This is a genomic window from Pseudomonas sp. LPH60, from assembly GCF_030718165.1.
In the GTDB taxonomy this organism is placed as follows: domain Bacteria; phylum Pseudomonadota; class Gammaproteobacteria; order Pseudomonadales; family Pseudomonadaceae; genus Aquipseudomonas; species Aquipseudomonas danubii.
Map to the genome: position 1 here is coordinate 434,221 of NZ_JAVAJH010000005.1, position 12,964 is coordinate 447,184.

A 12,964-nucleotide genomic window follows, 5' to 3' on the forward strand; every position below is an offset into this window, starting at 1 on the left:
CCGCTAGAGGCTTGCTCCTGCTTTTACGTTATAATCCCGCCCTTTCGTTGTTTCTCGCCCCTTTGCGAGCACACTTTATTTTCAAGGCGCACTGCGCCCGCATGCAGACTAAACGAGGCTAGACCCCTGTGGCATTGACGATTCTTGGCCTGTCCGGCGCCCTTAGCCATGATCCTTCAGCAGCCCTGTATATCGACGGCAAACTGATTGCCGCCGCTGAAGAAGAGCGTTTCGTGCGCGACAAGCATGCAAAGAACCGCATGCCCTACGAGTCGGCGAAGTTCTGCCTGGAACAGGCCGGGATCAAGCCTTCCGACGTTGACGTGGTAGCGATTCCGTTTGCCCCGATCAGCCTGTTCGGCAAGGCTCGCTGGCATTACGCCAAGCGCTACTGGTATGCCCCGGACCGCGCTCTGGACGCGATCCTGATGGGCAACCGTCGCTACAAGCGCTATCGCAAGAAGATCGTCTGGTGCCTGGAGCAACTGGGTTTTGACCCGAAAAAGGTCAAGATCGAGCCGGTGGAGCACCACCTGGCCCACGCCTCCAGTGCCTACCACTGCTCGGGCTTCAAGGAGAAGACCGCGATTCTCGGGATCGACGGCAAGGGCGAATACGCCACTACCTTCTTCGGCTACGGCGAAAACGGCAAGATCCACAAGATCAAGGAGTTCTTCGATCCGGACTCCCTGGGTGGCCTCTATGGCGCGATCACCGAGTTCCTCGGCTTCGAAATGCTCGACGGCGAGTTCAAGGTCATGGGCATGGCGCCTTATGGCGACGCCAGCAAGTACGATTTCTCGCGCCTGGCCAGCTTTGAAAACGGCGAACTGGTGATCAACACCGACTACGCCAACGTCATTGGCCTGCGTCGCTACAAAGAGAAGGGCAAGGGTTTCTACTTCTCGCCAAAACTCATCGAGTGGCTGGGTCCCAAGCGCGAAGGCGACATCGCCGACGAGCCTTACATCCACTACGCCGCGAGCATGCAGGCGCTGTTCGAGAAACTGGCCCTGCAGATGATCGACCACTACCTGGGCGACGTCCTCAAGGAAACCGGCAAGCTGGCTTTCGCCGGCGGCTGCGCGCTGAACGTCAAGCTGAACCAGAAGATCATTGCCCGTCCTGAAGTCAAAGAGCTGTTCGTGCAGCCGGCTTCCGGCGACGCCGGCACCGCCGTGGGCGCTGCTGCGTACGTTTCCCATGCCCGTGGGGTGCCGGTAGAGAAGATGGAGCACGTCTATCTCGGCCCGTCCTACAGCAACGAAGACGTGATCGCCGCCTGTGCCCGTCACCCGAACAAACCGGCCTGGCGGCAGATCGACAACACCCCGGAACGCATCGCCAAGATCATGGTCGATGGCAACCCGGTGGCCTGGTTCCAAGGCCGCATGGAGTTCGGTCCACGGGCCCTGGGCGGTCGTTCGATCATCGGTTGCCCGAGCGCCGTGGGCGTTGCCGACCGGATCAACGAGCAGATCAAGTTTCGCGAGCGCTGGAGGCCTTTCTGCCCGTCGATGCTCGACACCGTCGGTCCGCAGATGATCAAGGTCGACCACCCGGCGCCGTTCATGACCTTCACCTTCGAAGTGGCTGAAGAGTGGAAGACCCGGGTGCCGGAAGTGGTTCACGAAGACGGTACATCCCGGGCCCAGGTGCTCAAGCGCGAATACAACCCGCGCTACTACGACATGATGAAGGCCCTGGAAGTCCTGACCGGTAACGGCGTGTCGCTGAACACCTCGTTGAACCGCCGTGGCGAGCCGATGATCTGCTCGCCGACCGACGCCCTGAACATGTTCTACGGTTCCGATCTGCAGTACCTGATCATGGAAGACATTCTGGTGGTCAAAGACGGCGTGGACCCTTATGACACGCTCGGCTGAACGCCATGTGCTGCAGTTTTGCCACGGCTATGACGGGCCGTTCCTGGACTGCGCCCGGCAATACGCCAACTTGTTCGCGGGCAGCGGCTATCGGGTGACCACGGTGTTTCTCACCGGGGCCGCCGATGCCGAAGTGGCTGCCGGTTGTGCGTCCGATGAAGTGCTGTTCATGGAATACAGCTCCAAGGCCATTCGTGGCCTCAAGCTGGGTGCCATTCGTGACCTGCGCAAGATTGCCGCCTCGCGCAATTTCAGCTTTTGCATCGCTCACCGTTTCAAGCCGATCTACATCGCTTTGTTGGGCACCCGCTTGCCGGTAGTGGGTGTCCATCACGCCTTTTCCGACTACAAGCGCCGAAGCCGGCAGATCTTCGCTGGACTGTTTCGCAAGCGCCTGAGCCTGTTGGGGGTCTCTGATGCGGTGCGTGACGACATGCGTGCCTGCCTGCCCAAATGGCCTGCGGCGCGCATCCAGACCCTGTACAACCGCATCGACCTGGAAGCCTTGCAGGCCAGCCAGCTGGACGCAGCCCAGGCCCGCAGCGAGCTGGGCCTGTCCGCGGATGCCTGGATTGTCGGCAACGTCGGACGCCTGCACCCGGACAAGGATCAGGCCACTTTGCTGCGGGGCTTTGCCGCCGCCGTGCCGCAATTGCCGCAGCAGAGTCAACTGGCGATCCTGGGGACCGGACGCCTGGAGAAGGATCTGAAATCCCTGGCCCGTGAACTGGGCGTGGCTGATCGCGTGCTGTTCCTCGGGCAGGTGCCGGACGCTCGGCGCTATTTCCGTGCGTTCGACGTATTTGCCTTGAGCTCCGATCACGAACCCTTCGGCATGGTCCTGCTGGAAGCCATGGCGGCCGGTGTGCCGTTGCTGGCCACCGCCTGCGGCGGTGCAAAGGAAGTGGTAGAGGGTGTGGGTATTCTGTTCCCTCTGGGAGACGCCGAGCACATGGCTCAAGGCCTGCAGCACCTGGCCGCGATGGATGACCATCAGCGCCGGGTCTGTGCCGAGTTGATGCTCGATCGCTTGCGCGAGCGTTTCTCCGACCGTGCTGTACGGGACGTATTCTGGCGTTTGCCGCAAGTCACCGATCTGACCGCGAGGGGCTGATGCTCAATCGATTTCAAGGCTGGCGCGAACGTGGCTGGTCAGTCATTGACGCGTCGACCTATGCCGATGCCTGGCAGCGCTTTGGTGGCAGTGTGGCGACCCATCCGTTGGTGGTGGAGCAACTGGCGGACCTGGCGCAGATTCCCGTGCGTTATCTGGCCTGGGAACAGGACGGCCATCTGCAGGCGGCCATTGCCACCTGGGGGCGGGACCTGGCGCTGTCCAAGGACGTGCTCAAGCGAGCCGGCAAGAAGGGCCTGTTTGATATCGGCAATGCCGAGTTGATCCTTCCGGCAGCGGCCGATGCTCAGGTGCCACTGCGTCATCGTGGGCGCTACCTGTCTGCGCTTAACGAAGGGCGCTTCAGCACCCTCAAGCCTCAGGCCGAACAATTGGCCATGGCCCGTACCCCCGAAGAGTTGTCGAAGAAGTTTCGCTACAACCAGCGCCGCGAACTGCGTCTGCTGGAAGAAGCGGGTGGGGTGGTGCGTGCGGTCAGTGATTTCACCAGCGCTGAACTGGCGGCCATCTACTGTGACCTGTTCCAGCGCCGCTGGGGCTTTGCGGCCACTGGCGCCGAGCGCATGGCCGAGGTGTTGGAACGCTTGCGCGAGCTGCTGATCGGCTCGGTGATTTTCCTCAACGATGCGCCGATTGCCGTGCAGTTGATCTACCGGGTCGAAGCGCCGCAGTGGATCAGCGTGGAGTATGTAAACGGTGGTGTTGACCCACAGACGCGTGAGTTCAGTCCGGGGAGCGTGCTGAGCTTCCTCAACACCCAGAGTGCCTGGGAACAGGCTCGGGCCCTGGATAAACCGCTGCGTTTCTCTTTTGGCCGCGCCGACCGTGAGTACAAGGACCGTTGGTGCAATCCGGTGCCGGTTTTTCAGGTGTGAGGCCGTCCATGAGTCGCAAACAGCAACTGCTCAAGCGCCACCGGCGCAATAAACGAATCGCCCTGTTGGTGGGGCTGGTGCTGTTGCTGCTGATTGGCGTGCTGGTGGCCTGGTGGTTGCCGCTGCTGTTGGCCGTTCTTGGCTGGCTGGCCCATGAAGCCTGGTTTGCCGATCACCTGTTCTACTCGCCCAAGGACGACTACTGCTATGACTTTGGCAGCGATGCTCGGCAGCTCGCAGTGCGCCTGGAGGCGGGGCGCCTGCTGCTGGACTCGGTGCCGGAACTGGCGGCGGACGAGACACTGATTCTTGGGGTGCAGGTCAAGAGTTCCTGGATCGGACGTTTTCTCGATCCGGCCATTGAGGTGCTGGGCGGCCCGACGCTCGACCGCCAGGCGTTCGAGCGGGGCGTCGATGGCCTGCGTTATCTCAACCTTAGCGGCCTGACTGGCCCGCTGCTCGGCGGCGAGCTGCAACTGCGTGGGCGATTCTGTCGGATTCAGGTCCAGCCGCAGTTGATGGCCTGGCGCGACCCCGACTACCGACGCCAGCGAGTGATGGTGATTGCGCCCCATGCCGACGATGCTGAACTGGCAGCCTTTGGCTTGTACAGCCAGGCTGACGAAGCCTGGATCGTGACCCTGACAGCGGGGGAAATCGAGGCCGAGCATTATCAGGCCATGGGTATGAACGCTGCCGAGGCAGCGCGAATCAAGGGCCGTTTGCGAGCCTGGGACAGTATCGCTGTGCCGCGTTGGGCGGGAGTGCCTGAAGCGCACTGCGTACAGCTGGGGTACTTCTGTCTGCAACTGCCTGCCATGCAGGCCGCGCCGCAACAGCCGGTGGCCTCGCGTGAGGCGCAGTTGAGCGATATCCGCCTGTTCCGCCAGTTCAATCCGTTCCCGCTACCAGCCGATCGGGATGGGCTGCCGACCTGGGACAACCTGTTGGCTGATCTGCGCGAGCTGCTGCTCAAGGCGCGGCCCGAAGTGCTGGTGCTGCCCCATCCGTCACTGGACCCTCATCCTGACCATATCTGTGCCCAGGCGGCGGTGATGCAGGCGCTGGAGGGGTTGGACTGGCAGCCGACCACCGTGCTTGGCTATGCCAATCACCTGCATGACAACGACCGCTGGCCAATGGGTGATTCGGGTGCGGGCATTGCTTTGCCGCCGGTGTTCGATTCGACGACAGAGTTGCGTCCCTGGTGTTTGCCACTGTCCCAGGTTGAGCAATATGACAAGGCCATGGCCTTGGGCATGATGCATGACCTGCAGCCGAGAATGCCGTTCAAGCGGCGTCTGCGCAGGTCGATACAATGGCTTCTGGCTAGTAGAGTGCCTTCGACCCTGGGAGAGAATGAGTTCTTTCGCAAGGCAGTGCGGCGGCACGAACTGTTCTGGCTGTTGCGGCAGCGATAAAACCGGCATAAACACAGGAATCTGTTGTGCCCCTAACCTGACAGCGAGTCTTTTGTGATCAATCCACGCCCGCGAATCCTGTTTCTCATGCCCTATTTCGGGCGCTGGCCATTCTGGCTGCCGTTTTTTCTCGAAAGCTGCCGACGCAATCCGGACATCGACTGGTTGTTTTTCAGCGATTGTGGGATTCCGGAGAATCTGCCGCCGAACGTCCAGTTTGAAAGCATCAGCTTTGCTGATTATTGCGCCTTGGTGTCGCAGCGCCTGAACATCGATTTTGCGCCCAATGCGGCTTACAAGCTCTGTGATATCAGGCCTGCAATGGGTTATATCCATATTGATCGGCTGCAGGGCTACGACTTTTGGGCTTTCGGCGATATCGATCTGGTCTACGGTGACCTGCGGGCCTACTTCACCGCAGATCGTCTGGCGAAGTATGACCTGTTCTCCACCCACGAGCGTCGCGTCGCTGGGCACTTGTGCCTGATACGCAACAGCGCCCGCCAGCTTGAACTGTTCAGGCAGATCAAGGATTGGCAGACGCGCTTTACCGACCAGCAGCATCATGCACTGGATGAAGGGGCGTTCAGTCGAATTTTTCTCTGGCGCAAGAACTTCCCGAAGCCGCTGTTCAAGCTGGTGGGCAAGTTCAATCCATGGCGTCGTCGCAGCGAGTTCACTGAGGCGTTCAGCACGCCGGGCGGAGTGATCGACTGGCATGACGGCAGTCGTGATTTTCCAACGCGCTGGTACTGGAAGGAGGGGCATCTGACCAATGACCGCGACGGCGACCGCAGTTTTCCGTATTTCCACTTTGTGTGTTGGAAGCGCAATGAGTGGTCGGATTTGCCTGAGCAGGATGCCAAGGTGGTCCAGGCCCTGGCCAGCGAGTCTTCCTGGGTCATCGATGCCACAGGCTTCCACCGGGGAGAGTTATGAGTCAGCGCTTCAAGGTCCTGCAATTGCAGCCGGACTACAACGTCAAATCCCACGACTTCGCCGACCTGGCGGAGCAGATCGTCAAGGCCTTGCCGGCTGACCGGTACGAGATGACGGCGGCCTTCCTGCGTGGGCGACCCGGGCCGGCCGATCCGGTCAGCCGGGCCGATCATTCGGTGTATTTCGAGTTTTCCGACAAGGCCCTGAAAGGCATGCGTCTGCGGGCCATGTGGCGGTTGTATCAGTTCTGCCGCAAGGAAAAGTTCGATGTGGTGATCTGCAATCGCTTCAAGCCGGTGAACATGATGCTGACCCTCAACCGTTGGTTGAAGGTCCCCCTGTGCATTGGCATCTCCCATGGTTTCGGTGAGTACGACCGGCTTTACCGGCGGCGCCAGACCCAGCGCCTGATCGACCGGCACTGGCGTTTTGTCGGTGTATCGCCCGCGGTCAAGCAGTACCTGCTGGATTGCCGGTGCGGTTTCACCGACCAGAACACCTGGGCGATCACCAACGCCATCGATATCGAACAGGCCGAAGCCTTGCAGCACTCCCGCGAGCGCTCTCGTGAGTTGTTGGGGCTGGACCCTTCCGTGCGCCTGATCGGTGCTCTGGGGCGCCTGGTGCCGGTCAAGGGCCACACTTACCTGCTGCAGGCATTTGCTCAGCTCAAGGACAAGTACCCACAGACTCAGTTGGCGATCATTGGCGCCGGGCGCGAAGAGGCCAATCTGCGCGCCGAGATCGAGCGTCTGGGCCTGCAGGGCCGGGCCCACCTGCTGGGCTTCAAGGAGAACGCACTGCAGTATGTGCGTGCCTTCGATATCTGGACCATGCCGTCATTGGCCGAAGGCTTGGGCCTGGCGTTGCTGGAAGGCATGAGCGGGCAGTTGCCGGTGATCGCTTCCAATGTACCGGCCATGCTGCCGCTGATTGAAGGGGCTGGTGGCATGGCGGTTGAGCCGGCCAATGTGCCGGCGCTGACGGCGGCACTGGACAATTACCTGGGGCTCTCCGATGAGGCGTTGGCCGACAAGGGCCAGCAAGCGTATCGCTATCTACAAAAAGAACATGATATCGAGGTGTTCCGCGAGGAATACCGGCAATTGATCGACTCGGGATTGAGTCAGGCGGGCAAGAGGCAGCAATGACAGACCAGCAACCTGTGGTGACGGTAATCATCGCCTCCTACAACCACGCACCCTATATCGAGCAGAGCATTCTCAGCGTGCTCAACCAGACCTATTCGAACATCGAACTGCTGGTGGTGGATGACGGTTCCAGCGATGACAGCGTCGAGCGTATCCGGCGTTTGCAGGCTTTGCATGGTTTCGACTTCCGCGTCCAGCAGAATCAGGGGCTGACCAATACCCTCAATGGCGCCATCGCTCGGGCCAAGGGCAGCCTGATCGTGCCCTTCGGTTCCGACGACATTATGCTGCCCGAACGTATCGCGACTCAGGTGGCCTACCTGGACGGCAAGCCGGAGGTCGGGATCTGCGCCGGCAATATCGAGTTGATCGACAGCGATGGCAACCCGTTTCCCGAAAATCGCCAGCGCCGTGATGTACCGTTCCGGCGTCTGGATTTCGATGACATGTTCCTTGAGCGCAAGCCTTACCCGCCTGCGCCGACGTTGATGATTCGCCGCGAGGCACTGGAGAAGGTCGGTGGTTTCGACCCGAATATCCGCCTTGAGGACTTGCTGATCGAGCTGAAGATCACCCATGCGGGCTACTTTATCGACGGCTTGAACGTAGTGATGGCGCGTTATCGCAAGCACGCCACCAACTCCTACAAGAACAACCGCTTCATGATCGACAACATCCTGCGCACCTACGCTCTGTTCAGTGAGCATCCGCTGTACGAGGAGGTTCGCTACAAGTTCCTCAGTTCGATGTTCCTCAAGGTGTCCAATCGCGATCGGAAACTGGCTCGCGAATTGTTGGCACAGATTCCGTTCAAGGCCTGGAACAAGAAAACCTGGCGTGGGCTGGGCCGCTTGTATTTTTCGCCGCTGGAAAAAGACTGAAAGGGGCGCCGGAGCATGGGCTGGATTCAACGCTTTCTTGAAAAGCGCGCCAAGCGTGCGATCCGCAAACTGCCGAAAATCGAACGCGGCGTGGTGCGCTTCCAACAGCGTTATCCGGGGTACAGCATTGGCCGCGGCAGTTATGGCTTGCCTGAGGTGCATGACTGGCAGGAAGGTTCGACCCTGAGCATCGGTGCTTACTGCTCGATCGCCGAAGGCGTGCAGATTTTTCTTGGTGGTCACCACCGTGCGGATTGGGTCAGCACCTACCCCTTTCCCGCAATGCTGCCCCAGGCCGCGCATATCAGCGGTTACGCCGGCACCAATGGCGATGTGCGGGTGGGCAGTGATGTATGGCTGTGCTCCAACAGCACACTGTTGTCCGGTGTGACCATCGGCCATGGCGCGATTGTCGCGGCGGGGGCTCTGGTCACCAAGGATGTGGAGCCCTATGCGGTGGTCGGTGGCAATCCGGCGCGTTTCCTGCGGTGGCGCTTCCCCGAAGAACAGCGCCAGCAGTTGTTGCAGAGTGCCTGGTGGGACTGGCCGGAAGCCGAGTTGCACGGGCTTGCCGACAAGCTGTGCAGTGATGATATCGAAGGCTTCCTGGCTTATGCCCGGCAGCGTCAGGCCTGACGTTCAGCGGCTCAATTCCCTGTGACCTGATTCCCTGACAGCCTTGTGCGACTGTCAGGGTGCAGATGTGGGTGCAGGGTTTCAGTGAGCGCCTTGGCGCTCGTCGCTCGCAGGCAGTTGCTTCAGCAGGCCGGTTGCACGGGACATCGAGGTAGGCAGCGCATACCCCGCCTGTAGTGCATTCAGGTGCTCCTGGAACAGCCAGTTACTGTCTTCGCTATAGCGCTGCATGTGCCGCAGATTGCGCTGGCGCAGTGAAGTTCTCAGCGAGGAGGGGTAGACCCGCAGATCGGCAAGATCGATCAGGCCGAATTCGCCGTTCTCCAGGACCAGCACATTGGCCAGGTGAAGCGAGCGAAAGTACACCCCCTGTTCATGCAGTCGAGCCATGAACGTACCGAAGTCCTTGATCAGTTGGGCACGCTCTTCTGCCGAGCCTGCCAATTGCAGGCGCTGGCGTAGGGTCTGCCCAGGCAGTGGCTGGTAGCGCACGGCGTTGCTGCCGTCGGCAAGTCGGTACAGGCCCAGGATGACCGGGGTGGTAATGCCCAGATCACGCAGTTGCTCGCTGTTTGCGGCAAAGCGCTCGGAGTAGGGGTTGAACCCTCCCGAGGTGTACCAGCGACGAGGGCGGAACAGCTTGAAGAAACTGCCATCCTCCAGACGCAGGACCTTGGGCCCCAGGCCATCGGCTTCGATGACCTGGGCATTGGCGAGCAGTTGTTCGGCTGCGGCCGGGGTCAGCGAGGCTACCTGCAGGGGCGGCGAACGTCTGGCGCGCTGGTGAATGCACAGGGCGGCGATCATGGCCAGGGGGATCCACAGCAGGAACCAGTGCTCCTTTGGACGCGAAAGAATCCCGCCGCCTTCTGTCAGGCCGGCGCCAATGCCAAAGACCAACCAGCTGGAAGCCAGGATCAGCAAGGGTGTGGTGCGAAGCTGCCAGCTCTTGAGCAGGGCCCAGACCTGCATGAACAGCCACGGCAGCAGGCCGAAGATGCCCACATAGTAGAGAACCCCCAGGGCGAAGTTGTGTGGCTCTTCCAGGAGGAAGCCGATACCCGGGTCCAGGGACAGGCTGGCGTTATAGCCATGACCGATCCAGGGATGATTGACGATCTGCTCCAGCGCCAGGCGCCAGAGGTCGAAGCGCGAAGAGCTGCCACGCTCCAGAAGCATCTGCGAGAACAGGAGCAGGACCGCCGCGCCGCCTACTGCCATGCCCGCAAGCAACATCAACGAGCGGCGGTTCCAGCTGATGAAGCTCAGCCAGAGAGCGGCCAGGGTCAGCGCCACCAAGGGCGTCCTGGAGCCGGTGGCAATCAGTGCGGCAAACATGATGGCCATTGCCGGAATGCTCAGCCAGAGCATCTGGTAGCGGCGACAGGTCATGCTCAGGCTCAGCCAGTAGACGCAGAAGAAACCGAAGACGTGGGAGCTCAGCAGCGGATTGTCAAAGGCTCCGGCACCCACCATGCGCAGATCGGGGGTGTGGTAGCGAACGAAGACGTACAGATTGAAGATCGAGGCGAGCAGGGCAACGATCGCCGCGCAGAAGATCAGTGGCTGCACTATGTCATTGCGATAGCGCACCAGCAGGGTACAGCCGGCGAACAGCATCAGCGTATGCAAAGGGGTCTTGATCTCTCCCATCACGCTGTCGACAGTCGGGCTCCAGGCCAGACTGACGATGGCCCAGGTACAGAACAGCAGCATGGCGATGAAGATAGGTTCGCGCAGCAGTCCTTTCAGTTCGCTGGGGCGTGCACACAGGGCAATCAGCGTCGGGATGCTGAACAGGCCGTAGTACAGCTTGTGCAACTGACTGCGGCCGGGGAGGAAAAACAGCGCGCAGAGCAGCAATAGATACCCTAGCGGCAGAATCCACAGGCAAATGAAATCGAATACTCGATTCGACGTGTTGCGAAGAGCGTTGGGTTGCATGCTTAGACGTTCATCCCGGAAGTTAAGCCGGCAATCATAGCGATTAACACCGGGTGGTGTCGTTGGTCAGCTGAACAATCTCGGTCCCTTGGGAGTGCCGGTACCTCGAACAAGCTGTGCTAAAGTCAGCCTCCTTTTTGACGACATTCCCGTGATATGACCGACTCCAGTCCCAGCGCAAGCCCTTCGAGCTTGAAAATCTACTTCCGTCTGCTTGGCTATGTGCGGCCCTATATTGGTCTGTTTCTCATCAGCATCGTCGGGTTCCTGATCTTCGCTTCGACCCAGCCCATGCTCGGCTACATCCTCAAGTATTTCGTCGATGGCCTGTCCAATCCCGAGGCTGCGCTGTTTCCCACTGTGCCCTACCTGCGAGACATGCGGCTGCTGCAGGCGGTGCCACTGTTGATCGTGCTGATCGCGGCCTGGCAGGGCCTGGGTTCCTACCTGGGCAACTACTTCCTGGCCAAGGTTTCCCTGGGCTTGGTGCATGACCTGCGGGTGCAGTTGTTCAACAACCTGTTGACCTTGCCCAACCGCTACTTCGACAAGCACAACTCGGGACACCTGATCTCGCGCATCACGTTCAACGTGACCATGGTGACGGGGGCCGCGACCGATGCGATCAAGGTGGTGATCCGCGAAGGCATGACGGTGATCTTCCTGTTTGCCTCGTTGTTGTGGATGAACTGGCGCCTGACCCTGGTGATGATTGCCATCCTGCCGCTGATTGCGATCATGGTGCGTACCGCCAGCAAGAAATTCCGCAAGCAAAGCAAGAAGATCCAGGTGGCCATGGGCGACGTGACTCACGTTGCCTCGGAAACCATCCAGGGCTATCGCGTGGTGCGCAGCTTTGGCGGCGAGACCTATGAGCAGCAGCGCTTTCTGGCGGCCAGCCAGGGCAACACCGACAAGCAACTGCGCATGACCCGCACCGGCGCGATCTACACGCCGCTGCTGCAACTGGTGATATACAGCGCCATGGCGGTGCTGATGTTCCTGGTCCTGTACCTGCGTGGCGATGCGTCGGCGGGGGAAATGGTGGCCTACATCACCATGGCCGGGTTGCTGCCCAAGCCCATTCGTCAGCTGTCGGAAGTCAGTTCCACCATCCAGAAAGGCGTGGCCGGCGCGGAAAGCATCTTCGAACAGTTGGACGTCGAGCCCGAGGTCGATCATGGCACGGTGGAACACGCCAGCATCAGCGGACACCTGGAAGTGCGTAACCTGAGCTTCACCTATCCAGGTACCGAGCGTCAGGTGCTGGACGACATCAGCTTCAGCGTCGAGCCCGGAAAAATGGTCGCCCTGGTGGGGCGTTCCGGCAGCGGCAAGTCGACCCTGGCCAACCTGATCCCGCGCTTCTATCACCATGACAAGGGCCAGATCCTTCTGGACGGCACCGAGGTTGAAGATTACCGCCTGCTGAACCTGCGTCGGCATATCGCCCAGGTTACCCAGCACGTCACCCTGTTCAGCGACACCGTGGCCAACAACATTGCCTATGGCGACCTGGCCGGGGCACCGCGGGCTGACATCGAAAAGGCCGCGGCCGACGCCTACGCCATGGACTTCATCGCCCAGTTGCCAGAAGGCCTCGACACTCAGGTGGGGGAGAACGGCGTGCTGCTTTCGGGTGGCCAGCGTCAGCGCCTGGCGATTGCCAGGGCCTTGCTGAAGAACGCTCCGCTGCTGATTCTCGACGAGGCCACCTCGGCCCTGGACACCGAGTCCGAGCGGCATATCCAGGCTGCCCTGGACAAGGTCATGAAGGGACGTACCACCCTGGTGATTGCGCACCGTCTGTCCACTATCGAGAAGGCGGACATGATCCTGGTCATGGATCAGGGACGGATTGTCGAGCGCGGCACTCATGCCCAGTTGCTGGCCCAGAATGGCTACTACTCGCGGTTGCATGCCATGGGGCTGGAAGAGCCCGCACCCACCGGGATCGCCTGAGTCTTTCCGGGGAGCGAGCCCGCTCGTTCCCCGGAGCCTCCAGGGTGTGCAAGGCACCTTGGCATCATTTGTATGGCCCGTCTTACAGTCTTGACCAAGGCTAAATAATTCTGCGTTTCACGCTTGTTATGGTT

The 12,964-nt window shown here is 60.5% G+C and carries 10 protein-coding genes; 9 read left to right on the top strand and 1 reads right to left on the bottom strand.

The genetic code is table 11. From position 1 onward, the window contains the following. The first annotated feature begins 128 nt into the window (after nucleotides 1-128). The 8 genes from Q8O96_RS20465 to Q8O96_RS20500 are packed head-to-tail and all read left to right on the top strand — an operon-like array spanning nucleotide 129 to nucleotide 8,924. A complete protein-coding gene (locus Q8O96_RS20465; RefSeq protein WP_102862868.1) occupies nucleotides 129-1,886 on the top strand; it encodes a carbamoyltransferase in 1,758 nt (585 codons plus the stop codon). Continuing rightward, entirely contained in the window at nucleotides 1,870-3,000 is a 1,131-nt protein-coding gene (locus Q8O96_RS20470; protein ID WP_102862869.1) for a glycosyltransferase, read from the top strand. The genes Q8O96_RS20465 and Q8O96_RS20470 overlap by 17 nt, the downstream gene beginning before the upstream one ends. Then, complete coding sequence (locus tag Q8O96_RS20475) at nucleotides 3,000-3,896, top strand: antimicrobial resistance protein Mig-14 (protein WP_102862870.1); 897 nt, start codon at nucleotides 3,000-3,002, stop codon at nucleotides 3,894-3,896. The genes Q8O96_RS20470 and Q8O96_RS20475 overlap by 1 nt, the downstream gene beginning before the upstream one ends. 8 nt (nucleotides 3,897-3,904) lie before the next feature. Next, a complete protein-coding gene (locus Q8O96_RS20480) occupies nucleotides 3,905-5,317 on the top strand; it encodes a PIG-L deacetylase family protein (protein WP_115581467.1) in 1,413 nt (470 codons plus the stop codon). A 54-nt stretch (nucleotides 5,318-5,371) separates the two neighbouring features. Beyond that, the gene (locus tag Q8O96_RS20485; RefSeq protein WP_102862872.1) at nucleotides 5,372-6,256 is read left to right on the top strand and encodes a DUF6625 family protein; all 885 of its coding nucleotides are present in this window, start codon (nucleotides 5,372-5,374) and stop codon (nucleotides 6,254-6,256) included. Then, nucleotides 6,253-7,407 (top strand): glycosyltransferase, encoded by a 1,155-nt coding sequence (locus tag Q8O96_RS20490; RefSeq protein WP_305949305.1) that lies wholly within the window; start codon nucleotides 6,253-6,255, stop codon nucleotides 7,405-7,407. The genes Q8O96_RS20485 and Q8O96_RS20490 overlap by 4 nt, the downstream gene beginning before the upstream one ends. Further along, nucleotides 7,404-8,288, top strand: a complete 885-nt coding sequence (locus tag Q8O96_RS20495; RefSeq protein ID WP_102862874.1) for a glycosyltransferase — start codon at nucleotides 7,404-7,406, stop codon at nucleotides 8,286-8,288. Before Q8O96_RS20490 ends, Q8O96_RS20495 begins: the two co-directional genes overlap by 4 nt. Nucleotides 8,289-8,303: 15 nt before the next feature. Continuing rightward, a complete protein-coding gene (locus Q8O96_RS20500; RefSeq protein WP_102862875.1) occupies nucleotides 8,304-8,924 on the top strand; it encodes a CatB-related O-acetyltransferase in 621 nt (206 codons plus the stop codon). Between the two features lie 81 nt (nucleotides 8,925-9,005). On the opposite strand, the gene Q8O96_RS20505 is transcribed toward Q8O96_RS20500, so the two are convergent. Continuing rightward, nucleotides 9,006-10,868, bottom strand: coding sequence for an O-antigen ligase family protein (locus Q8O96_RS20505; RefSeq protein WP_305949306.1), 1,863 nt, complete (start codon nucleotides 10,866-10,868; stop codon nucleotides 9,006-9,008). 156 nt (nucleotides 10,869-11,024) lie between these two features. On the opposite strand from Q8O96_RS20505, the gene msbA reads away from it, so the two are divergent. After that, complete coding sequence (gene msbA / locus Q8O96_RS20510) at nucleotides 11,025-12,830, top strand: lipid A export permease/ATP-binding protein MsbA (RefSeq protein WP_102862877.1); 1,806 nt, start codon at nucleotides 11,025-11,027, stop codon at nucleotides 12,828-12,830. Nucleotides 12,831-12,964: the final 134 nt, after the last annotated feature.

What these genes read in the sequence shown, in the direction of transcription:
- Q8O96_RS20470 (WP_102862869.1), top strand. Translation starts at nt 1,870, where the DNA reads ATGACACGCTCGGCTGAACGCCATGTGCTGCAGTTTTGCCACGGCTAT.
- Q8O96_RS20475 (WP_102862870.1), top strand. Translation starts at nt 3,000, where the DNA reads ATGCTCAATCGATTTCAAGGCTGGCGCGAACGTGGCTGGTCAGTCATT.
- Q8O96_RS20505 (WP_305949306.1), bottom strand. Translation starts at nt 10,868, where the DNA reads ATGCAACCCAACGCTCTTCGCAACACGTCGAATCGAGTATTCGATTTC.
- Q8O96_RS20500 (WP_102862875.1), top strand. Translation starts at nt 8,304, where the DNA reads ATGGGCTGGATTCAACGCTTTCTTGAAAAGCGCGCCAAGCGTGCGATC.
- Q8O96_RS20495 (WP_102862874.1), top strand. Translation starts at nt 7,404, where the DNA reads ATGACAGACCAGCAACCTGTGGTGACGGTAATCATCGCCTCCTACAAC.
- Q8O96_RS20480 (WP_115581467.1), top strand. Translation starts at nt 3,905, where the DNA reads ATGAGTCGCAAACAGCAACTGCTCAAGCGCCACCGGCGCAATAAACGA.
- Q8O96_RS20490 (WP_305949305.1), top strand. Translation starts at nt 6,253, where the DNA reads ATGAGTCAGCGCTTCAAGGTCCTGCAATTGCAGCCGGACTACAACGTC.
- msbA (WP_102862877.1), top strand. Translation starts at nt 11,025, where the DNA reads ATGACCGACTCCAGTCCCAGCGCAAGCCCTTCGAGCTTGAAAATCTAC.